The following is a 22,811-nucleotide window of genomic DNA, read 5'->3' as shown; positions in this document are numbered from 1 at the left end:
ACAGGGACCCGAGGACGGGTATCCCCCCGAAACAACGGAAGTTGAGGGACCAGATGGTCAAGTATGTATATGACTTCTCCGAGGGCGACAAGTCAATGAAGGACTTGCTCGGAGGCAAGGGTGCGAACCTGGCGGAAATGACGAAGCTCGGTCTGCCCGTTCCTCCCGGTTTTACGATCACCACCGAAGCATGCCGCGTCTACCTGCACGACGGTACTGCCCCCGAGAGTCTCGATACTGAAGTGACCGTCGCCCTTCGCAAGGTCGAAGAAGAAATGGGCCGCAAGCTGGGCGATCCCAAGGACCCGCTCCTTGTCTCCGTCCGCTCCGGCGCGAAGTTCTCCATGCCCGGCATGATGGAAACCGTCCTCAACATCGGCCTGAACGACGAATCCGTCCACGGCCTGGCCGAAGTTTCCGGCAACGAGCGTTTCGCGTGGGACTCCTACCGTCGCCTCGTCCAGATGTTCGGCAAGACCGTTTTGGATATCGACGGAGACCTCTTCTCTGACGCGCTGGACAACATGAAGAAGGAACGCGGCGTTAAGGGCGATACCGAGCTCAACGCTGAGGACCTCAAGAACCTGGTCGATATCTTCAAGACCATCGTCTACGAGCAGACCGGTGAAGAATTCCCGCAGGATCCTCGCACCCAGATGGACATGGCCATCGAGGCCGTTTTCCGCTCCTGGAACACCGAGCGCGCACGCATCTACCGCCGCCGTGAGCGCATCCCCCACGACCTGGGTACCGCAGTCAACATCTGCACCATGGTCTTTGGCAACATGGGCGAAAACTCCGGCACCGGCGTGTGCTTCACCCGCGACCCCTCTACCGGCCACTCCGGTGTGTACGGCGACTACCTCGAGAACGCACAGGGCGAAGACGTCGTTGCAGGTATCCGCAACACCCTGTCCCTGGCCGACCTTGAGAAGATCAACAAGCCGGTCTACGACGAGCTGCGCGGAATCATGCACAAGCTCGAAACCCACTACCGCGACCTGTGCGACATCGAATTCACCATCGAGCGCGGCAAGCTGTGGATGCTCCAGACCCGCGTCGGCAAGCGCACCGCAGCCGCCGCCTTCCGCGTCGCTGTCCAGCTGGTCGACGAAAAGCTCATCACCCGCGACGAGGCCCTGGGCCGCGTGACCGGTGACCAGCTCACCCAGCTGATGTTCCCGCAGTTCGACTCTTCTGCTTCTAAGGAACTCATCGCTCGCGGTATGGCCGCCTCCCCGGGCGCAGCCGTTGGCCGCATCGTCTTCAACAACGCTCAGGCCGAGGCCTCGGCAGCAGCAGGCGTCAAGTGTGTGCTGGTCCGCCGCGAAACCAACCCTGACGACCTGCCCGGTATGGTCGCAGCCGAGGGCGTTCTGACCGCCCGCGGTGGCAAGACCTCGCACGCCGCCGTCGTTGCGCGCGGCATGGGCAAGACCTGTGTCTGTGGCGCTGAAGCTCTTGAGATCGACGCCGAGGCCGGAACCGTGACCGTCGCTGGTCGCGTCCTGACCGGTGAAGACGTTATCGCCATCGACGGCCAGACCGGTGAAATCTTCCTGGGCGAGGTCCCCGTGACCGACTCCCCGGTGACCACCTACCTGAGCCACGGCCTCGAAGCTGGCCTGGCTGCAGCAGCTGGCGATCCCGGTACCTCCGAACTGATCGAGGCCGTCCACCGCATTCTCACCCACGCCGACGAGGTGCGTCGCCTGCAGGTTCGCGCCAACGCCGACACCCCCGAGGACTCGCAGCGCGCGCTGGAGTTCGGTGCGCAGGGCATCGGCCTGTGCCGTACCGAGCACATGTTCCTGGGCTCGCGTCGTCCGCTGGTTGAGCGCGTCATCCTCTCCGAGGAAGGCTCCGCTGAGCGTCAGGAAGCATTCGACGCCCTGGAGAAGCTGCAGAAGGAAGACTTCCTGGCAATGCTCGAGGTCATGGACGGCAAGTCGATGACCGTGCGTCTGATCGACCCGCCGCTGCACGAGTTTCTGCCCCAGCTCACCGAGCTCGAGGTCAAGGTTGCCTTGGCGAAGGCCGCTGGCACCGTTGATCCCGCAGACGAGGAAATGCTGGTCACCGTGCGTCGCTTCCACGAGCAGAACCCCATGCTGGGCCTGCGTGGCGTGCGTCTGGGTATCTACCTGCCCGGCCTCTTCGCCCTGCAGATGCGTGCACTGTGCGAGGCCGCTGCTGAGCTGGTTGCCCGTGGCAAGGATCCGCGCCCCGAAATCATGGTTCCGCTGGTTGGCTCGGTGCGCGAGCTCCAGCTGATCCGCGAGGAAGGCGAAGGCATTATCGCTGCGGTTGCCGCTGACAAGGGCGTTGACCTGTCCGGCGTCACCATCGGCGCAATGATCGAGCTGCCGCGTGCGGCCATGACCGCCGAGGATCTGGCTGAGGAAGCCGACTTCTTCAGCTTCGGCACGAACGACCTGACCCAGACCGTGTGGGGCTTCTCGCGCGACGACGTCGAAGGCGTGTTCTTCCCGCAGTACATCGAGGGTGGCATCTTTGGTGTCTCTCCCTTTGAATCGATCGATGTTCACGGCGTTGGCACGGTTGTGGCCGAGGGCGTGCGCCGCGCACGTTCCACCAAGCCGGACATCAAGCTCGGTGTCTGTGGTGAGCACGGTGGCGATCCTGCATCGATCCACTTCTTCCACCAGGTTGGACTCAACTACGTGTCCTGCTCGCCCTTCCGCGTGCCTGTCGCACGTCTAGAAGCCGGTCGTGCAGCCGTCGAGGATCACGTCGCACTGTGATGTCTGAGATGAACTGACACTGTTCTGACCCCGTCCGCCTCGCATGCATAAGCGTGCGAGGCGGAAGTGTTTTGGCTGCGAGTGGATGAACTTTTGCCGCTAGGCAGATGGGTTTTGTGTTGAATGCCGTAGGCCCCGCCAGCTTGCGCTGGCGGGGCCTTGTGCGTGTTATGGACGGTGTCTCAGTACTTCTTCGGTCCTGAGTTTGCGCCAGGTTGCGCAGAGAAAGTGGTCGGTGGCGTGTGCAGGGGTGCTGGGCCAGACGCGGGAGCGACTGTCGGGGCTTGTGGCGTATACGGTGACGCGGGCATCGCGCTACTGCTCTCCACAACCATCACATTGCCGTTGGTGAGCACGATATTGGCAGGGGAGTGCAGACGAGCCATAGCTGTTTGCCGTTTACGCCATGCAAGAACGGCAATGATGATGGCAAACACAATATAAATTGCGTGTTCGATGGTTGGATCATCTGCAAGGTTGGGCGCGACTTCTTCTGCGAGCTTCAGGGCGAAGTTCAGCATGAGGATCAGGCTTGATACGACCACAATCGGGAAACTGACAATCGCGTAGATGCGTTGCGAGACCGAGTACAGCAGGTGATTGAGCTTGTGATAGACGAATCCGGCAACAACCATCGCTAGAACTGCCCAAATGAAGTGGGCCTTTTCTGAGGATGTCAGCCAACCCATGTGATCCGCCGTGAAAATGCCGGAAAGCCCTATGACAAGCAGATAGTCGGGGGAGAAGAGCATCCACAGAAGCATTCCCATGTAGAAGAAGATCACGACGATGAATAAGAGCACGAGCAAAAGAGCGACCAACACCATGTTGTCACCGTAACAATGTGAAATTTGTGCTAGCTGATACCTTCCTGAACGTCGTCGACAGGCTCTGCTTTGCCATTCAGTGCATTCCGTCACCAGATGTTGAGGGGCTTTGGTGCTTGGGTTGCGGGGTGTACAGGGACGGTCAAAATGTGACGAGCGGCATTTTTATAGAGCCGATGTCATAGATGCGCCCACCTGCACTTATGTGCACAAGCCTTTGCACATAAGTGCAGGCACTGATGATGCTCGTGGGCAATTTTGATCGAAGTGTCTCTGATCTGCGAAGATGCCCTAAATAACAGGGTGTCACCTTGAGAAATAAAGTCCAATTCTGTGTCCTACTACACACATAACAGGGTGACACGAAAAATGACGCGTTTCATAATTAACAACGGAGATCGGACATTGATTGGTCCGATTTTTGATTTTGTCCACCCTCGACAAGGAAGTCAGTGAACTGACTATGGAACGTCGCATTTTTGCACACCGCGGTCTGAACCGTGTCGCACCCGAGAACACTCTTGCAGCTTTCGAAAAGACTGCAGACGCTGGACTCACCTGGATTGAGACTGACGTCGACATCCTGGGCGATGGCACTCCGATCGTCATCCATGACACGTCATTGGATCGCACCACGAATCGCCGTGGCTCCTACTACGGCTTGGAGAAGTCCGACCTCGCATCGATCGATGCAGGTGCATGGTTCTCTCCCGAGTTCGTCGGGCAGCCCCTGCCGACTCTTGAGCAGCTCATCGAGCTCCTCAACCGTCGTGGTCTGAATGCGAACATTGAGATTAAGTCGAACGAGGCAGGCGGTGCCATGTCGATGCGTCTCATCGATTCCATCCTCGATGCACTGACCGGGCTGGATCCCGAGCGTGAAGTTTTCTTCTCCTCCTTCAACCACGTGCTGTTGGCGAAGATCAAGGAACGCGCTCCCCAGTACGAGGTCGGCTGCCTCTACGAGACGGTTGCCCTCTACGATGACTGGAAGTCCATGCTTGAGCTTGTCGGCGCATCGTACATTCACCCCGAGGATCGCGGTCTGACCAAGTCCAAGGTCGAGGCATTCCGCGAGGCGGGCTTCGGAGTGAACGTGTGGACTGTGAATTCAATTGATCGAGCAAACGAGCTCTTCAATTGGGGCGCAACCGGTGTCTTCACCGATGTTGCAGACTCTTTTGCCCATCTTCAGTGAGTAAAACTCGAAAGGTAAATTGAACAACATGTCGGAAACCTCAGTAGGCACAATGTCGCGCCTTCCTAAGTTCATGCAGAAGGGCCGCATCGGCGGCTACCTTTCTGTCGTCCTCACCGGACAATTTGTCTACGTCTCCTTCGAGGCATTCAAGGGTTCGCTGCTTGACCCGATGACCCAGGCACTGGGCATCAGCGTTGCTGACTTCGGTAAGATCATGACCGTCCTCGGCTTCGCAATGTTCATGTACGTTCCTGCAGGTTGGGTGAACAACCGCTTCCCGATCCGCAAGATCCTCATCGCCTTCGCTTCTTGGCGACTGCTGACCTTCCTGTTCCTGTGGCTCTCCCCGGTTCTGGGCTACAACCTGAACCTCACAGCCCTTCTTGTTATTGCTGCTACTTGGGCAGTGTGGGATGCAATCGGTTGGCCCGCCGTCGTTAACGGCGTCACCTTCATGGCTTCCGATTCTGACTCCAAGGGTCGCGGCCTGGCCATGGGCCTCCTCGAGTCTCTGCGTCGTGGCCTCGAGTTCTGCATGAACCTGATCGTCATCGGCTGCATCGCTGCATTCCCGGCTCACGCTAACGGCATCATGATTGGTTTCGGCCTGGGCTACTCCCTGCTGCTGATCCCGAACATCTTCGCCATCCTCCGCTTCGTTCCCGCAAACGCTGTTGCAGAGTCCGAAGGCCACTCCAAGAACACCGCAGCCCTCATGGGCCTCGGCAAGGTTCTGATCCAGCCTCGCGTGTGGTTCGCAGGCATCGCAGGTATGTGCGTCTACTGGAGCTACGTCAACCTGATTTACTCCTCCGCACCCTACCTGACCCGCGTCTACCAGGCGTCCACCGCTCAGGCCTCGACCTTCGGTATCTTCTCGACCGGCTTCGTCGGCATCATTGCTGGCCTGGTTGCAGGTGTCCTCGCTGACTACATCTTCAAGTCCTCCACCACCATGATGGCTGTCGCACTGACCGTCATCGCCATCGGTGTGGGTGTGGTTTACCTGCTCCCCGTCTCGGATTCGATGATGTGGCCCGCAATGATCTTCCTGATCGTTATGGCCTTCGGTGTCTTCTTGGGTAAGTCCGTGATCCTTGCTCCGATCGCCGAGCTGCACCTGCCTGAAGACATCAATGGTTCCGCAATGTCGGTTGGTTCCTTCCTGGTCTACGCACCCGTCATCTGGGCGAACTACTCGACCTCGAACATCATTGATTCCCACGCTGCAGATCCTGCAGCCGGCTACCACATCATCTTCCTGATCACCCTGTGCGTTGCCGCTGTTGGTGCTGCTTGCGCCTACGCGTTGGTCTTCTCCAACCGTCGCTCGAAGGCAAAGGAAGCTGTCGAGGCGAAGTGACCCTTCGCAAGGCTGAGTCCTTCTAGCCGGTCTTAACAGACCGTGCTTGCTTAGGCGGGTCCGCATCGTCCCTGGTACTGAGGTATCAGATCCGGACGATGTGGGCCCGCTTTTCGCATATTGATCCACCCAATCAGCTGTCACCACTCTCAACTTCCCCGGCTCGTCTTCGACCATGCCCCCGCGTGATTGTGGAACAATAAGACCAGATCGCATCTATTCATTCATCAACACACATCTGCCGACTGGGCATGAGGGGTTGGAGGCTTCATGGCTCTCTTTGAATTCGACGAGGGGCGTTTGATCCCCGCCCAATTCGGCCGCTCTGTTTCCGGTGGTCTCACCCCCGAAGTTGTTGACGCTGTGTGCAATCAGGTCCTCGAGATTGTTTCGCGTCCCCTTTTTCCTATTACGTGGCGCGATATTTCGCCCTTCGAAGCACCGGCTTTCATCGACGAAAGCTCTCCTGAAAACGAGGCCCCGCGCCTGACTGCCTTGGACCCTTCGGGCCAGGTTGTTTCTGTTGAAATTCTTGACTTTTTAGACTCCGATACTCTGATTCAGTCCCTTTCGCGCCTCGCGGGCACTGCAGCCCTATCGTGGTCAGATTTGGCCCGCGAGTATCCCGGTGGCGTTGCAGCTTTCAAGTCCGGATGGCTGCATTTCCGCGATTCCATGCCGCCGTCGCCCGGCGCTGGCCCGCGCCTCGTCATGGTTGTTGGCAGCATCGACCCGGCCGTGCGTCCCGCCCTCGAAGTTCTCGCTGCCTCGGGCGTTGAGGTCCACGAGATGAGTCTGCGCGAAATGAGCAATGGGCGTTCCTTCCTTGAGGTGCACGCCGTTGGTCCGCGCACCTACGCCCATGCTCCCCACTTGCTTGCCGGCCGCTCCGAGGACGTGCCCGCGATCGCCTCGTCAATCCCGGAAGTAACCGTCACAAACGTGCACCCGGTTGCCGAGGTCCAGGCTGACTACTCCGAAGAAGCTGATCCCGCCGAGCACGCGGAGACGAGCGAGCGCGAGTTCGACGCCGACGAAGTATTCGAATATGGTGCAGACGCCGAAAATGTCGTCGAGCACGCGGTAGAAGATGCCCATCACCACACGGCACCGCAGGTGAATGAAGAAGCCGGCATTGGCCTCGTCAGTGAGGAAGAAGCCGAAGAACTTGCTCGCGCACGTGAGGCGGGAATCCCCGTTCTTGCGCGCGATGCGGCCGCGCTGCGTGTCCTGGGGCAGATCATTGCCGAAGACGTGCCCGCGATCCTCCTCGAGGCTCCGCAGGCGAATTGCGAGTTCACGGCCGAGGGACTCCTGCGTGCGGGAGAGCAAACCTGGACTGACCCACAAGAAGCCTTAGTGCACTTTCAAGTCGGCGGAGATGCGTGGGCGCTGTGGCACCTGGGCGGCGAAGAAGGGCCGACCTTGGGAGAGTCGCTAGCCGAAGTCAATCGCGAGATTATCCGCGAGTACTCGCGCGAAGGCTAAGCGCCGTTTGTTGACAGGGCTGCGCCCACTGAGACTCCCGCGCGGAGTGAGTTAGATAAACGCTCCGATCCAACGATTCATCGTGTCGTAAACTTCTGCGCGCACCTGCGGGTCCGAGAGCAGCAAGTCGTGTTTGCCGGGGAAACTCGCCATTGTCACCAGCGGGCCGAGTCGCGCGGAACGCTCAAGAATGACCTCGCGATCCAAAACGACGTCGCTGGAGAAAACTGCCTCGCTGAACTCTTCGCCGAAATAGCTCGACGTTGACATCATTGAAAGCACGGGGATGTCCAGGTGCACTGAGCTCGCAACGTTTTCGTGACCATCCAAGATGGCCTCAAGCCACGCCGCATAGGCCGGGTATGAGCCGGGGCGCTTCCACTCGAGGGCGTAACTCCAGCCCTTGACCGCAGGATCATCCGGATAAGCGGCAAGAGAATCGGGAAGAGGAACGTCAAGAGCATTCCACCCCTCACGCAAGGAGCGGCCGTAGTGGTCGGGGCCATCTCCTCCGGGCACCGCCCACATGGGATTGCGTGAAGCGATTCGTTCGAGGATTGGTGCAACAGCTGAACGCATCGAAGCCATGGTCTGCATTTCAAGCCAGGCAGAATTCAAGATCAAGCCATCGAGGGCGCCCGGGTGACGGTTTGCCCACAAGGTTGCCAAGAGTCCGCCCGTCGAGTGTCCCATAAGGACAAGCGGCAGATCGGGGTAGTCCTCGCGGATGAGGTCGAGAGCCTCGGAAATGTCTTCATCGTAGAGGCTGAGGTTTGAAACGAAACCCATGCGCTGACCCGGGCGCAGTGAACGCCCATAGCGGCGCAGGTCGAGTGCATAGAACGCTCCACCGCATCCGTCGATGTCTTCAGCGAGCTCGCGTTGGAAGAAGTAGTCGTTTCGACCGTGGATATAAAGGAGTACGAAGTGCGGGGGCTGCGGTGTAGCTTCGCTGCGCGCGGAGTGTGGGTCGGTAGGCGAAAGTGTGGGCGCGGCAGGGGAGGAGGCGTGCGTCGAGAAAGCGTGGCCTCGGTAGCGAACAAGGGTCGCGACAACGGGGCCCGCATCATCGTCCATCAGAGGAATGGTCCGAGATTCATAGTCTGCGCCGAGCACGTCTTGGCGCCAGTGGTCGCTTGGTGCGGGGCCTGCCTCTCCCCAAGGGGCAAGAACCTTCTCATCGACGAGGCCGTTGAAGCTTTCGGGAGAGGTCGGAGTGTCGGGGAGTTCAATGTCGTCCATGATTCTTGCTCCTGCTGATGATGGGTTGTGTGTCGATTTTATGCGGAAAACTCGGGGGTGGGAGGGATTTTTGTGACTAATGTTGCGATTGTTGCGATCGTGATTTCTGTGGCTTCGGTTAAATATTGTTGCGTATGGTGCCGAAGTGAACTACCCTCAAATCCTGTATAAGAAGAGACGAACGCCCTTATCCCGGCGTGCAACGACAGGTGGACCAGTGAGAATTGAGACAAAGCGTCGCGGCCTACGCGCATTGAGCGTGACCGTGCTATTTGCTTCGCTCGCTGCAGCAACTCCCGGCATTGCTCTTGCAACTCCCAGTGAAGATGACATTGCACGAGCTCGTGAAGCTGAAGACGCAGCAAAGATGTCGGTCGCTCAGATTGAGGTTGAACTGGCAAGCGTGAAGACCGAAGCCGAGCTTGCGCTTCAAAAAGCGCAAAGTGCTGCGGAAGAACTCAACGGTGCGCGCTACGCACTCGACCAAGCCACTCAAACCGCACGCCAGGCACAGGCCGATGCAGACAAGGCAAAGGCCGACTACGAGGCAGGGAAGAAAGAAATCGCTTCCATCGCCCAGACGGCCTACCGTGAAGGCGGCTCTTCGCTCGACTCTCTTGCACCGTACCTCTCCGCCGACGGACTGCGCACGGTTGAAACGAAACAAGCAACGCTCGACTCCTTCTCGGCCTCGGCAAACGTCAAAATGCAAAAGGTCGCAGCTTTGGAGCAGGTCGCCAATGTCATGAATGACGCGGCCGTCCAAGCGCAGGCCAAGCAGGCTGCCGCAACCGCAGAGGTAGAGGCTCGCACCGCCGAGGCGCAGAGCGCGGCAAGTGCAGCTGCAAGCGCGCAGACCATGACCGCNCGCGCGAAGGCTAAGCGCCGTTTGTTGACAGGGCTGCGCCCACTGAGACTCCCGCGCGGAGTGAGTTAGATAAACGCTCCGATCCAACGATTCATCGTGTCGTAAACTTCTGCGCGCACCTGCGGGTCCGAGAGCAGCAAGTCGTGTTTGCCGGGGAAACTCGCCATTGTCACCAGCGGGCCGAGTCGCGCGGAACGCTCAAGAATGACCTCGCGATCCAAAACGACGTCGCTGGAGAAAACTGCCTCGCTGAACTCTTCGCCGAAATAGCTCGACGTTGACATCATTGAAAGCACGGGGATGTCCAGGTGCACTGAGCTCGCAACGTTTTCGTGACCATCCAAGATGGCCTCAAGCCACGCCGCATAGGCCGGGTATGAGCCGGGGCGCTTCCACTCGAGGGCGTAACTCCAGCCCTTGACCGCAGGATCATCCGGATAAGCGGCAAGAGAATCGGGAAGAGGAACGTCAAGAGCATTCCACCCCTCACGCAAGGAGCGGCCGTAGTGGTCGGGGCCATCTCCTCCGGGCACCGCCCACATGGGATTGCGTGAAGCGATTCGTTCGAGGATTGGTGCAACAGCTGAACGCATCGAAGCCATGGTCTGCATTTCAAGCCAGGCAGAATTCAAGATCAAGCCATCGAGGGCGCCCGGGTGACGGTTTGCCCACAAGGTTGCCAAGAGTCCGCCCGTCGAGTGTCCCATAAGGACAAGCGGCAGATCGGGGTAGTCCTCGCGGATGAGGTCGAGAGCCTCGGAAATGTCTTCATCGTAGAGGCTGAGGTTTGAAACGAAACCCATGCGCTGACCCGGGCGCAGTGAACGCCCATAGCGGCGCAGGTCGAGTGCATAGAACGCTCCACCGCATCCGTCGATGTCTTCAGCGAGCTCGCGTTGGAAGAAGTAGTCGTTTCGACCGTGGATATAAAGGAGTACGAAGTGCGGGGGCTGCGGTGTAGCTTCGCTGCGCGCGGAGTGTGGGTCGGTAGGCGAAAGTGTGGGCGCGGCAGGGGAGGAGGCGTGCGTCGAGAAAGCGTGGCCTCGGTAGCGAACAAGGGTCGCGACAACGGGGCCCGCATCATCGTCCATCAGAGGAATGGTCCGAGATTCATAGTCTGCGCCGAGCACGTCTTGGCGCCAGTGGTCGCTTGGTGCGGGGCCTGCCTCTCCCCAAGGGGCAAGAACCTTCTCATCGACGAGGCCGTTGAAGCTTTCGGGAGAGGTCGGAGTGTCGGGGAGTTCAATGTCGTCCATGATTCTTGCTCCTGCTGATGATGGGTTGTGTGTCGATTTTATGCGGAAAACTCGGGGGTGGGAGGGATTTTTGTGACTAATGTTGCGATTGTTGCGATCGTGATTTCTGTGGCTTCGGTTAAATATTGTTGCGTATGGTGCCGAAGTGAACTACCCTCAAATCCTGTATAAGAAGAGACGAACGCCCTTATCCCGGCGTGCAACGACAGGTGGACCAGTGAGAATTGAGACAAAGCGTCGCGGCCTACGCGCATTGAGCGTGACCGTGCTATTTGCTTCGCTCGCTGCAGCAACTCCCGGCATTGCTCTTGCAACTCCCAGTGAAGATGACATTGCACGAGCTCGTGAAGCTGAAGACGCAGCAAAGATGTCGGTCGCTCAGATTGAGGTTGAACTGGCAAGCGTGAAGACCGAAGCCGAGCTTGCGCTTCAAAAAGCGCAAAGTGCTGCGGAAGAACTCAACGGTGCGCGCTACGCACTCGACCAAGCCACTCAAACCGCACGCCAGGCACAGGCCGATGCAGACAAGGCAAAGGCCGACTACGAGGCAGGGAAGAAAGAAATCGCTTCCATCGCCCAGACGGCCTACCGTGAAGGCGGCTCTTCGCTCGACTCTCTTGCACCGTACCTCTCCGCCGACGGACTGCGCACGGTTGAAACGAAACAAGCAACGCTCGACTCCTTCTCGGCCTCGGCAAACGTCAAAATGCAAAAGGTCGCAGCTTTGGAGCAGGTCGCCAATGTCATGAATGACGCGGCCGTCCAAGCGCAGGCCAAGCAGGCTGCCGCAACCGCAGAGGTAGAGGCTCGCACCGCCGAGGCGCAGAGCGCGGCAAGTGCAGCTGCAAGCGCGCAGACCATGACCGCGGCGCGCCGTGATGCGCTGGTCCAGGAGCTGGCGCGCAAGCAAAATACGACGGTTGAACTGATCAACCAGCGCGAGGCCGACCTCGAGGCTCAGCGTCAGGCGGCGGCCGCTGAAGCTGCGCGCCAGGCTGCCGCTGCGGAAGCAGCACGTCAAGCCGCTGCTGCCGAGGCCGCTCGCCAAGCACAGTCGCAGCGCCAGCAAAGCTCTTATGTTGCTCCCGCTCCCGCAGCGCCGAGTTACAGTGAACCCTCGTACTCCGGCGGTGGCGGCGGAAACTCGGATGCCGCGGCGGGCGCAATCGCGTGGGCAAAGTCCAAGCTCGGTGCACCCTATGTGTGGGCGGGCGAAGGCCCGGGCTATGACTGCTCCGGTTTGGTCACCATGGCCTACCGGTCACAGGGCATCTATCTGACTCACTGGTCACAGGCGCAGTACTCTGAGGGAACGCGCGTGCCCGTCAGTCAGGCGCAGCCCGGTGACTTGATCTTCTGGAACTGGGACGGCGGCAATATCGACCACGTCGCGATCTATCTGGGCAACAACCAAATCATCGAGGCGCCGACCTTCGGTGTTCCGGTTCGTATCACCTCGATCTACGGTTGGAGCTCAGTGCTGCCGTACGCGGTTCGCGTCGCGTGATGGCGTGAGTTGCGGGGTTCGTCCCAGCAAAAGAGCTCGGCCCAGCAAAAGACACACGAAGTTAGAGAAAGACATGCGTTATAGCCTGTGGCATTTGCTGACTTCGTGTGGAGGTTGCTAGACGGGTGGCGTGGCAGCAGGTCGTTTGGTCGCTGCTGTCACATGAAGTTGGTGAATGTCATGCGTTATAGCTTGTGACATTTGGCGACAACGTGTGGAGGTGGCTGTGCAACAGGCCCGGGCGTTTGGGGAAGACGCCCGGGCCTCGTTATATCTGCCTTGGCCAAATTGTCGTGGGTCGCGGCGCTGCTTGTGATGCTCTCGTCGCTTCCGCAGCAGGGCGTTTGGTCGCTGCGTCACATGAAGTTGGTGAATGACATGCGTTATAGCCTGTGGCATTTGCCGACTTCGTGTGGAGGTAGCTAGATGGATGGTGTGGCAGCAGCGCTCTTGTGTGGAGGTTGCTAGACGGGTGGCGTGGCAGCAGGGCTCTTGCGTCGAGGTAGCCGCAGATCCGTTTGTGAACTGTCTCAAGTTCGCAAGAAACAGGAATAACCTGCTCTGACCATTCGTTTCCACTTGCAACAGCGCAAAATGGCAGTCACGCGCCGCCCTTGTTTCGTTGCGAAGAGAGACCCATGATCACCTTCGACACTGTTTCAAAGACATATCCTCCGGATACGCGAGCAGTTGAAGACTTTTCTTTAACGATTGCCCCGCACACAACAACAGTGTTCCTAGGGACTTCAGGATGCGGCAAGACCACGCTCATGCGGATGGTCAACCGTATGGTCACTCCAACATCCGGTACCATCACCGTCCGAGGCCGAAACGTCGCCGATGAAGATCCTGTCGCTCTTCGCCGCTCCATCGGCTATGTCCTCCAAGACGGGGGCCTCTTCCCGCATCGAACAATCGTTGACAACATTGCAACCGTTCCAGTTCTCGAAGGCGCTTCAAAGGCAAGCGCGCGAGCAGATGCGCTCAAACTCATGGAGCTCGTCGGCCTCGACCCCTCAATGGCAAAGCGCTATCCCGCGCAGCTTTCTGGCGGCCAGCGCCAACGCGTCGGTGTCGCGCGAGCATTGGCAAACCGTGCCGACATCCTCCTCATGGATGAACCCTTCGGCGCCCTCGACCCTCTAGTCCGCTCTGACCTCCAGCGCCAACTTCGTCGCATTCAAAAGTCCCTGGGCACCACGATCCTCTTCGTTACCCATGACATTGACGAGGCCATCTTGCTGGGTGATCGCATTGCCCTCCTGCGCGAGGGGGCTCAGATTGCCCAAGAAGGCACTCCACGTGATCTTCTCTTAAATCCAGCCAATGACTTTGTTCGCGAGTTCCTTGGAACGTCTGCAATCAGCGAGCGTGAACGAATTTTGGAGGGCGCACCCGGTGGATCTCAAGCGGGCAAACCCGGCTTGGCCTCGGCAAACAACGCTGAGGGAGAGCGCGCGTGAACTGGCTGTCGAGCAGTTGGGCGCTCATCGGAGAACTTACCGCCGCGCACCTCGCGATCGCGCTGCCCGCCATCTGCGCCTCGATCCTCATTGCGGTGCCGATCGGCGCGTGGGCGCAGCGCTCGAAGAAACTGGGCAGCGCGGTTCTTTCCTTCCTCTCGGTTCTCTACGCTGTTCCCTCCCTGCCGCTATTGGTTGTCGTGCCGGTGATTGTGGGGATCGCGCTGCGCTCGCGGATGAATATGGTCATCGTCCTGACGATCTACGGGGTGGCGGTCCTTATTCGTCAGTGTGCCGAGGCCTTTGCCGCGCTTCCCGGAGATGTCATCGAGTCCGCGGATGCAGTGGGAATGTCGCCCATGAGGCGTTTCTTTACCGTCGAGCTCCCGCTGGCCGTTCCCGTGATTCTTTCGGGAACTCGGGTGGTCATTACCTCGACCGTTTCTTTGGTTACGGTCGGTGCCTTCATCGGTGTGCGCTCGCTGGGAACCCTGTTCACCGATGGTTTCCAACGCGGTTTGACCGTTGAGGTAGTGGCCGGGCTGGTGATGACGATTGCCTTGGCTGTCGTGCTTGACCTGCTTGTTGTCGGCGTGGGTGCTCTTTTGACTCCGTGGAGGCGAGCGCGATGAATCTGATTCTTGAAGCTCTGAGTTGGCTTGGTCGGGGTGAGAACTGGCTAGGGGACTCGGGCATATTCTTTCGGGCCGGCCAGCATCTCCTCTTTGTTTTCCTCGTCGTGGGGATTTCTGCCGCGATTGCTCTCCCGATTGGCCTGTTCATCGGCCACACGGGAAAGTGGAAGAACCTGGTTTTGAGCGCGACAGGTGCTGCGCGTGCGGTGCCCACTCTCGGCGTGCTCACTCTTGCAGGATTGTGGTTGGGCATTGGCTGGCAGGCGCCTCTCCTCGCCCTTGTCGCACTAGCGATTCCGCCGATTCTTGCGGGCGCCTACTCGGGGGTGATTTCTGCTCAGGGGACGACTGTCGAGGCCGCGCGTGCGATTGGTTTGACCGAGAAACAGATCCTTACTCAGCTGGAGATTCCGGTGGGGGCACCCCTCATTCTTGCGGGGCTACGTTCTGCACTTCTTCAGGTGATCGCGACTGCCACTTTGGCTGCATACACGGCGAATCTGGGCTTGGGGCGGTTCTTGTACGCGGGTTTGAAGACCCGAGAGTACGGCCAGATGATTGGCGGCGCCTTGATCGTTGTCGCACTGGCGCTGGTGTGCGATTTTGCGTTGGGGGCCGTGCAGGCGCGAGTGAATCGTCGCCTGGGTGCGCAGAAAGCGAGTGTGCTATGAAGCCTTTTCTGTCCTTTTTTCATTCCCGAGGCCGTCGCCGCGCTGGTGCGATAGGCGCTGGGCTTGTCTGTGCGCTCGTGGGCGTAGCTGGCTGCGGGTCGAGTGAGACCTTTGAGGGACGCACATCTGGCGATGCCATTGTTGTTGGAAGCCAGGATTACTACTCCAATGAAATTCTGGCTGAAACATACGCGCAGGCACTTGAAGCCTCGGGGTACACGGTTGAACGTGAATTCCGGATTGGGCAGCGCGAGGTCTATATGCCCGAGATCGCATCGGGGGCAATTGATGTTTTCCCTGAATATACGGGGTCTTTGCTTCAATATCTCAATCCTGCTGCGACGCAAACTCAGGCAGACGAGGTGTATCACGCTCTCGCATCGGTCATGCCCGACGGCTTGAGTGTTGCCGATCAGGCCGAAGCTGCCGATCAAGACTCCTATGTCGTTACTCAAGAGATGGCCGAGCGATACGAACTTAAGGAAATCGGCGATCTTGCGCGTGTTAATCCGTTGGTTTTGGGTGGGAATTCGGAACTCGAGACCCGTCCCTATGGACCGAAGGGATTGGAATCTGTGTACGGGGTAAAAGTTGGCTTTACGCCGATCGAAGATTCAGGTGGCGCGCTAACGGTTAAGGCTCTTGAGAATAATCAGGTTCAGTTGGTTGATCTTTATTCTTCTGATCCGGTGCTGGCCAATGGAAAGTTAAAGGTTCTCAATGACCCGAAAGGGTTGATTTTGGCTTCTCGAGTTGTGCCGGTCCTCTCGCAGCGTATCGATAGTCGTGCGCGCGATGTCATCAATCGCGTCTCGAAAGAACTGGGTCCGCGCGACTTAGTTGAAATGAACCGACGTTCGACGGCTGAAGCGATGTCGGCCTCGGCGATTGCGTCGCAGTGGCTGGAGGAGAAGGGGCTGCCGCACAAGTAAATGAGGGTGCGCTTGTGTGGTGTCGAGTGCCGCCAGCTCATCCCTAAATGTCACACGAAGTTGGCATGCCTCTCCTCTATTTCTCACACGAAGTCGGTGAATGTCACAGGAAACGACCTGTGGTATTCTCCAACAACGTGTAGAGGTTGGGTGAGCGCAGAGCTTTCGTGTGTAGGTAGCCGGGGCGCTGCTCGTGATGCTCTCGCCGCTTTCGCAACAAGCTGTTCGTTCTCCGCTGCCACAGGAAGTCGGCGAATGCCATGCGCTATAGCCTGTGACATTTGGCGACAACGTATGGAGGTTGGGTGAGTGCAGCGCCTCGCGCGGAGAATGTGGAAGACCATCGAGAGACGCGTCAGGTGAAAGACGCTGGATACTCAATCGATATACCCCTTGTCCCATAGCTGGCTCGAGGTCGTTGGTATGGCCTCGAGCAAATCAAGCCGTTGGGCAAGATCGATCTGAAGGCGAGGCAGGGTCTTTAGCTGCTCCCACGTGTATCGAATGACATTCCATCCGCAGTCGCGCAGGTTCTGTTCTCTACGAATCCATCGTTGTTTTGCGCGGTAGAGGTCCTCATTCGTGCTTCCCAGTTTGCTCATTCCGTCAAATTCGATCGCCACGCGTTTCTCTGGAAGAGCGAAATCGATGAAATATCTTCCTGTACTACCGTTCATCTCGAACTGTGTCAGTACAGGACCGCTATAGATGCTGCGGATCGCGTAGAGCATTGCCGCTTCGGCGGGGTTATCGCATCCTGCATCTGCGTTCTTCACAATAAGTTTCGCAGTGTATACTCCGTACTTCCATCCGTTTTCCTGAGCGGCGGACAATCGTCGAGTAAGTTCCTCGCGCAGGTTGTTTTCACGCTTCCTTGAGTCCCCGATGCGCTGTAGCGAGAATTCCGATTCGGTGTGCAACATCATGCACATGGCGACAAAAGCCTCAAAGTGTTGCGGCCCCATTGCAAGACGAAGAGCTGCATCCAATTTGTCTTCTACTTGAATACCTTTTTCAGTTAACCGATGGTCTGTGAGCGGAGGTCTGCGCAACTTTCGAACCTTAACACGTGGAATGGTGAAACCTGAGTAACGCACTGATGGGAGTGTGGAATTTGGATAGGGCTGAGGACACCAAAAAGTGATGTCGTGATTCGATGACCAGAGCGGAACTCCCTGGACACAAAGCGAGCTGGTTCCAACGAATACGATCCGCGGATCTCGTGATTGTGCGAGAGAAGCAATACGTGCACGATCAATGTATTGCTTAACTTCCCACCGAGGTAGTCCCGACGAAATGGTCAGCATAAATCCGCGTTTTATCCTGACTTGTGAGTGAGAACTTCCGTCTATTGGTGCTAAATAAACTTCTCGTGTCGATCGGGAGAGTACGCTCCCTTCTGTCTCTTCTTCGTCCATGTACCCAGTGTCTATAGCACAGTTCAACTAGGGGGAGGCTCGCATTAATCTGTGGAAAACGCCGATTGCGTGTACACCCTATGGATAACTCTTGGGTGTTTGGTGTGAGTAGCGCTGAGTGCGCAGCTGCTCCCGTTCGCCTTCTCAGAAAAGTCACATGAAGTCGCTAAATGTCATGGGTTATAGCCTGTGTCATTTACCGACTTCGTGTGGAATTGGGGGACGAGGCAACGTGAAGGCAGCTGGGCAGCAGGGCCAGTCAGCCGGGCCGGGGTTGAGTGGTAGGGGACGTGAAGACGAGGCCGGGGTTGGGTGGTAGGGGACGTGAAGACGAGGCCGGTGCTGGGTGGTGAGGCGGCGTGGAAACCGGGACGGGCGTGGGTGTAAGCGGCTCGACACATGTTGTCGGCGAATGTCACGCGTTATAGCCTGTGTCATTCACTGACTTCGTGTGGAGGAGGAGCCAGCCGGGCGAGACAGGACGAGGCGACAGCCAGCCGGCCCAGCCCGGCGGCATTGCAAACAGAAAAGGGCTGGTGCTCTAGTGAACACCAGCCCCGATCCCGTTGGGAGAACGATTAAACGCTCAGTGAGCGTTGAAGCCTTCTGTTTCTGCGCGCTCGAAGGAACGGCGGATTTCTTCTTCTGCCTCTTCTCGGCCCACCCAGTGCGCACCTTCGACGCTCTTGCCGGGCTCGAGGTCCTTGTAGACCTCGAAGAAGTGCTGGATTTCCAGGCGGTGGAACTCCGAGACATCTTCGATGTCGGTACGCCACGCGGCGCGCTGGTCCGAAGCGGGCACGCACAGGACCTTGTCGTCACCGCCCTTTTCGTCGCGCATACGGAACATTCCAAGGGCGCGGCAGCGAATCACGCAGCCGGGGAAAGTGGGTTCTTCGAGGAGAACAAGAGCATCCAAAGGATCCCCGTCCTCGCCCAGCGTGTCATCGATAAAACCGTAGTCATCGGGGTATCGAGTCGAGGTGAAGAGCATACGGTCCAAGCGGATGCGTCCAGTCTCGTGATCGATCTCGTACTTGTTACGGTTCCCCTTGGGAATCTCGATGGTCACGTCGAATTCCATTCGAGCCCTCCTGAGTCGTTGATCCACCACGTGGATGTCGATTACGTATTCTTACCCCCCGAAGCATTAGGGTGTTCCTAGGTCATTGACGGAAGGACAACCCCTACATGCGACGTGGGACTACTGCTGCGATTGTAGGCGCATCGAGCGCCGCAGTGCTGATCGCAGCCTATTTTGTAGCAGATGTGCAGGATGCCGCACCAGGCATCTTCACACTTTCTCAAGCACCCGCACCATCTGCTGCCCCCACAGCGTCAGCTGTGCCCGCTCCGACACTGAATGTTCCACAGGGACAGGGGGATAGTCAAGCCCCCACGAGCCGCGAGCTCGAAGAAGCATGGGCGCCTAGCGTTGCCGCCGCACAAGAAGGCGGCTGGAACGCGTGGGCAATGGTCGTTGACGCGCGAAGCGGGAACACTCTATACGAATACAACGCAAATAACGCCCACACCCCGGCCTCGATCACCAAGATCCTTACCGCCTACACTGCGCTGTCCCACCTCGACCCGAATTCGCATCTGACGACCTCGGTCGCTCAGGATAACGACAATATCTACCTCGAGGGCGAGGGCGATCTTCTTCTGGGCGAGGGAACCAATTCCATCGAGGTCAGCGGCCGTGCGGGCCTCGAAACCCTGGCGAAAGATACGGCGAGTTCCCTGATGTCTAAGGGCATTTCGCATGTCGAATTGCACGCGGCCCCCGCGCTTTTTGCGGATACCGCGCGCCCGGCCTCGTGGAGCGAACAGCAGGTTGCGGGCTACGAAGGCCAGCTCGCTCCCTACGCGATCGATGCGGGGCGCACCTACCCCAAATCGAATGAATTCTACGCGGACTCGATCTCGAACGTCGCTGAAGTTTTCGCGCAGAAGCTTCGCGCGCAGGGAATCGATGTTGATTTCGGGGTCCGAGGCGCAGCCCCCCAAGGCGCAACTCGGATCGCTTCCGTGCAGTCCGCGAGCGTCGACGAGCAGATTCGCTGGATGCTCTATCACTCGGATAACACCTTGGCGGACCAGTACTGTCACTTTGCCGCACGCCAATCCGGTGGGGAAGCAAGTTTCGCCGGGTCGGTCCAGACCCTCGAGAAGACGCTGAGTGAGCGCGGAATTCCTACCGATCAGCTTTCTTTGGAGGACTGCTCGGGGCTTTCCTCGAACGATCGGATTCACCCGAAGACTTTGGCAGCAATCCTTTCCCAGGGCTTCGACGCCACCCAACCCGTCGCGCCGCGCGTTGTGCGTAATCTTCCGTGGGCTGGAGTTCAGGGGACTTTGGCGAATCGCCTCACCGATGACATGGTGGCGGGCAATGCTCAGGCAAAAACGGGGTCTTTGGCGGAAGTGTCTTCACTCGCGGGAGTTGTCTCGACCTCGAAGGGGCACCCGGTGATCTTCGTCATCGGTTTCGATAAGGTTCCCAATGATGGCGCCTATGCAACTCGCGGTTATCTGGACAATTTTGTCACCGCAATCGCCGAAATGTGACGGGCCGATTCGATAGCATAGAGACATGCCGATCTATCCCACTCTGACACAAATCGCGCAGGTCTCTGCTTTAGGCATTTTTTCGGGCCCCCAGGCGTCTTTCGCTTCGGCGCAGGCGATAGTTTCTCGTTTGAAGCGCGGCCAGGAGTGGGCGAACAAGCGCCTTCCCGGCGTCATTGGCCGTTTTGCTGAGTTTTCGCCGGTTGAGGTCTCTCTTCCTCTCGTCGAGCGCCGCTCTTCGATGCGTCTGTGGGCGCAATTCGCCGAGGACTGGGGAGTTCAGCTGCAAAGCGCACCCAGGATCCTCACCGCCCGGGGCGCTCTCGGAGTTCTCGCGAGGCGTTCTTTGAGCGTGAGTGGTCCCAATGGCGGGGCCGCCTGCATCGTTGCTCCGAATGTTCTCGAGGCCGGCATTCGCGGAAAGTTTGACTTGGGAGACTGGGCAAAGTGGGTTGCTTTGCGTGCAGCTGTTGACACGTGGCTTTCTTCGCGCACGCCTTTCTTTGAGGAATACTGCCGCGAACTTGTTCCGGTTGCCTCGATTGACCCGATTGATGCGCAAGAGCTTTCTCGCCAGCTTCTTGTCCGTGATTGCATCATTGATGTTTTTATGGATTCATTGACTCCGAAGGACCTGTCTTCCGTTAAATGGATTGATGCTCATCGCCCGGCTGATTTCATGGTGGATGGAGCGCTTGTCACCCTTTTGGGCGGGCTTGTCCCGCAGGGCGTCATCCAGGCTCGCCGCGAGATGGCGAGCTATGTCCGTGAGGTTGTTGCAGGCCCCGGTCTTGAATCGATTTTGACCCCGCGGATGTGGCCGAGCTTCCAGTGAAATCTATTCCCGCAAACCCCACCGGGGATGTGCGACGCCTCTCTCTGGCCGTGCGCGAGCACGTGCACTGGGCGCTTGCCAATTGCGACGCGATTCTGATCGCAGCATCGGGCGGCGCAGATTCCACCGCTCTCGCAGCGGTTGTCATCGATCATTGCCTGCGCGCTGGATCCACCCCTCATACCCTCAGCGTTGATCACGGGATCCGTCCGGGTTCGGATCGCGAGGCCCAAGAAACATGCAAAGTGATGGCCTCCTTGGGTGCGCAGAGTTCATGGGTGAGCGTCACCGTCGACGCCCCTGGTGGTCCCGAGGCCTCGGCGCGTGTGGCCCGCCGGAGTGCACTTGCCGAGCACGCCCAGACTTTGGGCGAGCGGGTCGCCGTCTTCTTTGGGCACACGATGGACGACCAGGCTGAGACTGTTCTTTTGCGACTTGCACGAGGCTCTGGAGTTGGCTCTCTGCGCGCGATGAGTGTTCGCGATGACGCCGGGAGCATCGTGTGGATGCGTCCCCTGATGAATTGCCGCCGCAGTGAGACTTTAGGAGCATGCCGCCAGCTTGAACTTCCTTGGGTTGATGACCCCTCGAACAAGATGGACGGTCCGTGGCGGGCTGCTGATGGGAGTGCGCTGCGCCGGAGCGCCGTGCGCGAGCAGGCGATTCCCAGCCTCGCGCATAGCCTTGGGATGGACCCGGTTCCTTCCCTTGCCCGCACGGCTGAGCTTTCCGCTGCAGACGACGAGGCCCTTAACGAGTGGGCAGAGCAAGTTTGGCAGCGCGCGTGGGAGTGTGCGGCCGAGGAAACGCGATCAGGGTCGGAAGCACTGGTCGCTGAGCTGCAACCAACGTCGGAAGTACCGGCGGCGGCCGAGGCGGCCTCGGGAATCGGGGCACTTCGGGTCGCAGAACTCACAGAAATCCCCCAAGCGGTGCGCATGCGCGTTCTTCATCGCTATCTCAGCGCAGTGGGAGCGCCTTCCCTGGTTCACCTCGAACAAGTCGATGCGCTCATCACTCGCTGGAGCGGGCAAGGCCCTCTCTCGATTCCTCAAGGGACGCTCGCGCGCGTCGGAAAAGGAAAAGACGCGAGGCTCATCTTGCACCCATTGCGCCTAGAGCGAGAAAGACCGCGTCACTGAGCAGCCCGTAGGGCACATGTGGCACTCTTATTATCTGGACTAGCAGTCGAAAGGACATGGAACTGTGGACGCACAGGACATGGGAGATGCGCTCGAGCGCATTCTGGTTACCGAGGACGAACTATCTCGCCGAATGCGTGAACTCGCTGCGCAAATCGACGCGGATTATCAGGGCAAAGAGCTCCTTTTAGTGGGCGTTCTCAAGGGCGCTCTCATGGTGATGGCCGATTTGTCGCGTAATCTTCACACGCCTCTGGCAATGGACTGGATGGCGGTGTCTTCCTATGGGACCGGCACGAAGTCTTCTGGCGTGGTTCGCATCCTCAAGGATCTCGACGCAGATGTGCATGGTCGGGATGTCCTGATTGTCGAAGACATTATCGACTCGGGTCTGACGCTGTCGTGGCTCCGTGAGAATCTATTGACTCGCGGCGCAGCATCGGTCGAAATTGCTGCGGCCCTGCGCAAGCCTGAAGCTGCAAAGGTCCATGTTGACGTCAAGTACGTCGGTTTTGATATCCCCAACGAATTCGTCGTGGGCTACGGCCTCGACTATGCAGAGCGCTACCGCCATCTTCCCTTCGTCGGGACCTTGGCGCCGCATGTTTATGGCGGCTGAAAGGGGCT

Annotated in this window: 19 protein-coding genes; 14 read left to right on the top strand and 5 right to left on the bottom strand. The window is 58.6% G+C overall.

What is annotated here, in order from left to right; genetic code table 11:
- Positions 1 to 53 precede the first annotated feature (53 nt).
- Positions 54 to 2,765: a pyruvate, phosphate dikinase gene (ppdK, locus tag BQ8011_RS00850; RefSeq protein ID WP_072456721.1), complete on the top strand. Its 2,712-nt coding sequence runs from the start codon at positions 54 to 56 to the stop codon at positions 2,763 to 2,765.
- A 182-nt stretch (positions 2,766 to 2,947) separates the two neighbouring features.
- Here the strand turns inward: ppdK and BQ8011_RS00845 are convergent, their stop codons facing one another.
- Positions 2,948 to 3,592: a hypothetical protein gene (locus BQ8011_RS00845; RefSeq protein WP_072456719.1), complete on the bottom strand. Its 645-nt coding sequence runs from the start codon at positions 3,590 to 3,592 to the stop codon at positions 2,948 to 2,950.
- 463 nt (positions 3,593 to 4,055) lie between these two features.
- Between BQ8011_RS00845 and BQ8011_RS00840 the strand changes: the two genes are divergently transcribed.
- From BQ8011_RS00840 to BQ8011_RS00830, 3 genes are all read left to right on the top strand, one after another.
- Positions 4,056 to 4,790: a glycerophosphoryl diester phosphodiesterase gene (locus BQ8011_RS00840; RefSeq protein WP_072456717.1), complete on the top strand. Its 735-nt coding sequence runs from the start codon at positions 4,056 to 4,058 to the stop codon at positions 4,788 to 4,790.
- Between the two features lie 28 nt (positions 4,791 to 4,818).
- Positions 4,819 to 6,156, top strand: coding sequence for an MFS transporter (locus BQ8011_RS00835; RefSeq protein WP_072456714.1), 1,338 nt, complete (start codon positions 4,819 to 4,821; stop codon positions 6,154 to 6,156).
- 270 nt (positions 6,157 to 6,426) lie between these two features.
- Positions 6,427 to 7,644 (top strand): hypothetical protein, encoded by a 1,218-nt coding sequence (locus BQ8011_RS00830; RefSeq protein WP_072456711.1) that lies wholly within the window; start codon positions 6,427 to 6,429, stop codon positions 7,642 to 7,644.
- A 51-nt stretch (positions 7,645 to 7,695) separates the two neighbouring features.
- On the opposite strand, the gene BQ8011_RS00825 is transcribed toward BQ8011_RS00830, so the two are convergent.
- Both BQ8011_RS00825 and BQ8011_RS00815 read right to left on the bottom strand, forming a co-directional pair.
- Positions 7,696 to 8,886 (bottom strand): alpha/beta fold hydrolase, encoded by a 1,191-nt coding sequence (locus BQ8011_RS00825; RefSeq protein WP_072456708.1) that lies wholly within the window; start codon positions 8,884 to 8,886, stop codon positions 7,696 to 7,698.
- A gap of 933 nt (positions 8,887 to 9,819) precedes the next feature.
- Positions 9,820 to 11,010 carry an alpha/beta fold hydrolase gene (locus BQ8011_RS00815; RefSeq protein ID WP_072456708.1) on the bottom strand — a complete coding sequence of 397 codons (1,191 nt, stop codon included), beginning with the start codon at positions 11,008 to 11,010 and terminating at the stop codon, positions 9,820 to 9,822.
- A 217-nt stretch (positions 11,011 to 11,227) separates the two neighbouring features.
- Between BQ8011_RS00815 and BQ8011_RS00810 the strand changes: the two genes are divergently transcribed.
- The 5 genes from BQ8011_RS00810 (at position 11,228) to BQ8011_RS00790 (ending at position 16,218) form a co-directional block, all read left to right on the top strand.
- Positions 11,228 to 12,517 (top strand): C40 family peptidase, encoded by a 1,290-nt coding sequence (locus BQ8011_RS00810; RefSeq protein ID WP_072456705.1) that lies wholly within the window; start codon positions 11,228 to 11,230, stop codon positions 12,515 to 12,517.
- Between the two features lie 638 nt (positions 12,518 to 13,155).
- The gene (locus BQ8011_RS00805) at positions 13,156 to 13,980 is read left to right on the top strand and encodes an ABC transporter ATP-binding protein (RefSeq protein WP_072456703.1); all 825 of its coding nucleotides are present in this window, start codon (positions 13,156 to 13,158) and stop codon (positions 13,978 to 13,980) included.
- The gene (locus BQ8011_RS00800) at positions 13,977 to 14,612 is read left to right on the top strand and encodes an ABC transporter permease (RefSeq protein ID WP_072456700.1); all 636 of its coding nucleotides are present in this window, start codon (positions 13,977 to 13,979) and stop codon (positions 14,610 to 14,612) included. The genes BQ8011_RS00805 and BQ8011_RS00800 overlap by 4 nt, the downstream gene beginning before the upstream one ends.
- Positions 14,609 to 15,286, top strand: coding sequence for an ABC transporter permease (locus tag BQ8011_RS00795; protein ID WP_072456697.1), 678 nt, complete (start codon positions 14,609 to 14,611; stop codon positions 15,284 to 15,286). The genes BQ8011_RS00800 and BQ8011_RS00795 overlap by 4 nt, the downstream gene beginning before the upstream one ends.
- Complete coding sequence (locus BQ8011_RS00790; protein ID WP_072456694.1) at positions 15,283 to 16,218, top strand: ABC transporter substrate-binding protein; 936 nt, start codon at positions 15,283 to 15,285, stop codon at positions 16,216 to 16,218. The genes BQ8011_RS00795 and BQ8011_RS00790 overlap by 4 nt, the downstream gene beginning before the upstream one ends.
- Before the next feature lie 377 nt (positions 16,219 to 16,595).
- Here BQ8011_RS00790 and BQ8011_RS08975 read toward each other — a convergent pair whose 3' ends face one another.
- A complete protein-coding gene (locus BQ8011_RS08975) occupies positions 16,596 to 16,994 on the bottom strand; it encodes a DUF559 domain-containing protein (protein ID WP_157884998.1) in 399 nt (132 codons plus the stop codon).
- Positions 16,995 to 17,793: 799 nt separating this feature from the next.
- Here BQ8011_RS08975 and BQ8011_RS08970 point away from each other — a divergent pair.
- The gene (locus BQ8011_RS08970) at positions 17,794 to 17,955 is read left to right on the top strand and encodes a hypothetical protein (protein WP_157884997.1); all 162 of its coding nucleotides are present in this window, start codon (positions 17,794 to 17,796) and stop codon (positions 17,953 to 17,955) included.
- Between the two features lie 267 nt (positions 17,956 to 18,222).
- Here BQ8011_RS08970 and BQ8011_RS00780 read toward each other — a convergent pair whose 3' ends face one another.
- Positions 18,223 to 18,720: an inorganic diphosphatase gene (locus BQ8011_RS00780; RefSeq protein ID WP_034502401.1), complete on the bottom strand. Its 498-nt coding sequence runs from the start codon at positions 18,718 to 18,720 to the stop codon at positions 18,223 to 18,225.
- Positions 18,721 to 18,827: 107 nt separating this feature from the next.
- Here BQ8011_RS00780 and dacB point away from each other — a divergent pair, with 107 nt between their 5' ends.
- From dacB to hpt, 4 genes are all read left to right on the top strand, one after another.
- On the top strand, positions 18,828 to 20,207 hold the full coding sequence (dacB, locus tag BQ8011_RS00775) for a D-alanyl-D-alanine carboxypeptidase/D-alanyl-D-alanine endopeptidase (protein ID WP_072456689.1): 1,380 nt from the start codon (positions 18,828 to 18,830) through the stop codon (positions 20,205 to 20,207).
- A 25-nt stretch (positions 20,208 to 20,232) separates the two neighbouring features.
- A complete protein-coding gene (locus BQ8011_RS00770) occupies positions 20,233 to 21,042 on the top strand; it encodes a hypothetical protein (RefSeq protein ID WP_072456687.1) in 810 nt (269 codons plus the stop codon).
- On the top strand, positions 21,024 to 22,184 hold the full coding sequence (tilS, locus tag BQ8011_RS00765) for a tRNA lysidine(34) synthetase TilS (RefSeq protein WP_072456685.1): 1,161 nt from the start codon (positions 21,024 to 21,026) through the stop codon (positions 22,182 to 22,184). The genes BQ8011_RS00770 and tilS overlap by 19 nt, the downstream gene beginning before the upstream one ends.
- Positions 22,185 to 22,248: 64 nt before the next feature.
- Entirely contained in the window at positions 22,249 to 22,803 is a 555-nt protein-coding gene (hpt, locus tag BQ8011_RS00760; RefSeq protein WP_072456682.1) for a hypoxanthine phosphoribosyltransferase, read from the top strand.
- Positions 22,804 to 22,811: the final 8 nt, after the last annotated feature.

The sequence above is a fragment of the Actinomyces marseillensis genome, assembly GCF_900155605.1.
GTDB classification, from domain to species: Bacteria; Actinomycetota; Actinomycetes; order Actinomycetales; family Actinomycetaceae; genus Pauljensenia; species Pauljensenia marseillensis.
The sequence above is the reverse complement of the archived record's forward strand: the minus strand, read 5'-3'. Positions and strand labels throughout refer to the sequence as shown.

Excerpts from the sequence above, each read along its gene's own strand:
- BQ8011_RS00805 (WP_072456703.1), top strand. The coding sequence starts at position 13,156 with ATGATCACCTTCGACACTGTTTCAAAGACATATCCTCCGGATACGCGA.
- BQ8011_RS00790 (WP_072456694.1), top strand. The coding sequence starts at position 15,283 with ATGAAGCCTTTTCTGTCCTTTTTTCATTCCCGAGGCCGTCGCCGCGCT.
- ppdK (WP_072456721.1), top strand. The coding sequence starts at position 54 with ATGGTCAAGTATGTATATGACTTCTCCGAGGGCGACAAGTCAATGAAG.
- BQ8011_RS00830 (WP_072456711.1), top strand. The coding sequence starts at position 6,427 with ATGGCTCTCTTTGAATTCGACGAGGGGCGTTTGATCCCCGCCCAATTC.
- BQ8011_RS08970 (WP_157884997.1), top strand. The coding sequence starts at position 17,794 with ATGAAGTCGCTAAATGTCATGGGTTATAGCCTGTGTCATTTACCGACT.
- BQ8011_RS00835 (WP_072456714.1), top strand. The coding sequence starts at position 4,819 with ATGTCGGAAACCTCAGTAGGCACAATGTCGCGCCTTCCTAAGTTCATG.
- BQ8011_RS00780 (WP_034502401.1), bottom strand. The coding sequence starts at position 18,720 with ATGGAATTCGACGTGACCATCGAGATTCCCAAGGGGAACCGTAACAAG.
- dacB (WP_072456689.1), top strand. The coding sequence starts at position 18,828 with ATGCGACGTGGGACTACTGCTGCGATTGTAGGCGCATCGAGCGCCGCA.
- BQ8011_RS00845 (WP_072456719.1), bottom strand. The coding sequence starts at position 3,592 with ATGGTGTTGGTCGCTCTTTTGCTCGTGCTCTTATTCATCGTCGTGATC.
- BQ8011_RS00825 (WP_072456708.1), bottom strand. The coding sequence starts at position 8,886 with ATGGACGACATTGAACTCCCCGACACTCCGACCTCTCCCGAAAGCTTC.
- BQ8011_RS00840 (WP_072456717.1), top strand. The coding sequence starts at position 4,056 with ATGGAACGTCGCATTTTTGCACACCGCGGTCTGAACCGTGTCGCACCC.
- BQ8011_RS00770 (WP_072456687.1), top strand. The coding sequence starts at position 20,233 with ATGCCGATCTATCCCACTCTGACACAAATCGCGCAGGTCTCTGCTTTA.
- BQ8011_RS00815 (WP_072456708.1), bottom strand. The coding sequence starts at position 11,010 with ATGGACGACATTGAACTCCCCGACACTCCGACCTCTCCCGAAAGCTTC.
- BQ8011_RS00795 (WP_072456697.1), top strand. The coding sequence starts at position 14,609 with ATGAATCTGATTCTTGAAGCTCTGAGTTGGCTTGGTCGGGGTGAGAAC.